General features: G+C 35.7%; 3 protein-coding genes. All 3 read right to left on the bottom strand.

Annotation, left to right across the window (positions count from 1 at the left end):
* Positions 1-275: 275 nt before the first annotated feature.
* Positions 276-1109, bottom strand: a complete 834-nt coding sequence (locus DW981_RS14430; protein ID WP_055195966.1) for a hypothetical protein — start codon at positions 1107-1109, stop codon at positions 276-278.
* A 63-nt stretch (positions 1110-1172) separates the two neighbouring features.
* The gene (locus tag DW981_RS14425) at positions 1173-2207 is read right to left on the bottom strand and encodes a hypothetical protein (protein ID WP_055195965.1); all 1035 of its coding nucleotides are present in this window, start codon (positions 2205-2207) and stop codon (positions 1173-1175) included.
* A 74-nt stretch (positions 2208-2281) separates the two neighbouring features.
* Positions 2282-2413, bottom strand: a complete 132-nt coding sequence (locus DW981_RS14420) for a cyclic lactone autoinducer peptide (RefSeq protein WP_118508227.1) — start codon at positions 2411-2413, stop codon at positions 2282-2284.
* Positions 2414-2419 lie beyond the last annotated feature (6 nt).

Below are 2419 nucleotides of genomic sequence, written 5' to 3'. Positions count from 1 at the left end.
GTTATGCCTCCTGCCAGATTAAGTATAACTTTATCTGTTTACAAAACAATATCTATTGCAGAAAGTGACCTTTTTTTGCAGAAAATGACAAAAAAAGTGATTTGCTTGCTACAAATCACTTTTTTAAGGTTCATCTTAGATTAGATGTAAGTGCTCTTGTATTGGGATTAATATAACTTGATATTGATTGCATCATCTCAACCTCCAATTATTTTCATTCCTCTGTCATTCGGAATCTATTCACTCTCCATAACGGTCCAAGTGATCTATTACTTTTATGACCATCTATACCAAGTTCCGCTATTCAAAAGCTGTGACATACTTTCTTCATATCTTTTCACTGCTTTCTGCTGAATGGAACTAGGCACCACATAATCGTTACCAACTTCACGTATTTTCCCATTTACCAGTTCGCAATGTGTCCCGTTTATCACAAATTCTCTGCTTGTATCCACTCCCTGTGACGCAAGAAAATCTAAAATATAATCGGTGTATGTATCTGTCATACTTGAAAAATACTGCTGATCCGCAAAATGTATCAGGGAGTTCAGACCACCTATCATCATATTGCATCTTTCATCATCTGCCTTGCTTCCGTTTCCATAGCCCTCGCCCCAGACAAAATCTTCCTGTACCGTCATGCTGTATCCATTTCCAAGATTAAATCTGCTTCCAACCCCAATCGTGATACTGTTTGTACTGGGATCATATGGTTTGTACCCTCTGGTTTTAAATGGCTGCTGTACGGTTCCAAAGGTTTGAATCTCGGATGGGAGATATGACATACCCGTAATTGCCGTAAACGCTTTCTGCCCATTCACATAAAAGGAAGTATGGGTTGCACTGTCTATATCCGCTGTAATCTCGACTTTCTCATCATTGGCAAAAGGATTCTGTCCGGTCATTCCGGTTCCATATGCAAACAGCATTCTTGTAAACTGATATCTTGTATGCTCATCAAAATGATTCAGTGTCTCTGTATCTTCTCCCTTTACATCTCCATTGCAAAAATCAACAAATTCATTTTTGCTGCCATCTTTTGTAGATAATTTACCTGTCTTTGTGTTATAAATGAAATTATAGGAACTTCCAACTTTCGTTATACTCATAAAATTGTTCTCCTTTCTGCATAGGAGTCAGTAATATGCTCTGACTCCTACATGAAATACTTTTTATAAATCTAATTCATTACCCGGATATGGCTCCATAATACACTTAAACTTTCCATTAATTCTTCCCGACCAATGCACTCCACTATGCGTATTTTGTGAACATTTTGCTCCAAATGTCCATAATTGACCTATTGAAGCATTGGTTATGCTCTTAATTGCATTGTCACCTGGTGTATTGTAATATGTTCTTCCTCCTGCACTCATATATTTACTCAGGTGTGAACATGTTCCTTTTGAGAAGGAATCAGATAAATTAATATTTATTATTGCTGTTGTAGATGGAAACGCATTTCTCAAATCACATGTATAAGTTTGATACGCAGTTCCAAAAAGATTTACCCCTCCATATGTTGGCATATCTACAATATCAAAAGTTTGTATAGCAGGACCAACATAGAAGAAATAATACATGGAATCTACCCAATCATTTCCACTACAAATCCTTATGTAAAATTTACCGGTATCTTTTGCAGTAAAATAAAAGTATTTTTCAGCAGCTCCTTTATAAACACTATTATATTCAGGATTTGTTGAATAAAAATATGAGGAATCTAAATCTTCACCCAAATAATATAATTCTATATACCAATCTCTGCGTCCAACATTTCGTAAATCTACAAAATATGTTTCACCCGCAGTTAATGAAGTGTAAAACCAATCTTCATCTGTTTCTGAATGAAGCCCTGCCGCTTTCATTCCTAAACGATATAAATCATTATTGCTGGTTACTTGAGTCGTTAATGTTTCAACCTTGCTATATGAAAATGCTGTAGTAGGTGAATCATTTTCTTCATAATCATCTGGAGTTGTTCCATATGTTTGGATTTCATCATCAGACAAGACATCATATTGTTCCTCGGATAAACTTATAGGAGACATTTCTTCTAACTTAACTGACTCCAAAGACTCAGTAACTACTTCTGGGTTATTCTCAATTACAGCATCTTCAGTCGTTGTTATTTCTGCCGCCATTACAGGTGTGCAAAACAGCATACTGCATACCATAGCCAAACTTAATAATCTTATTTTTTTCATTCGTTTCTCCTTTGACATCATTTAAAATCTTGAATTTCCTATTGTATTAGGAATCTAATAAATAGATTCACTAACTATCTCTTATTTTTTTCTTTCCGGCTAATCGGACGTTTCGGCTGATGCCATATTCCTAAACACGCAGGTGGAAATCCATCTATCCCATATACAGCTTCTTTTCTCATGACACGTTCTACAACCTTCAACACTTTCTT

The sequence above is a fragment of the Clostridium sp. AM49-4BH genome, assembly GCF_003478335.1.
In the GTDB taxonomy this organism is placed as follows: Bacteria; Bacillota; Clostridia; order Lachnospirales; family Lachnospiraceae; genus Butyribacter.
The sequence above is the reverse complement of the archived record's forward strand: the minus strand, read 5'-3'. Positions and strand labels throughout refer to the sequence as shown.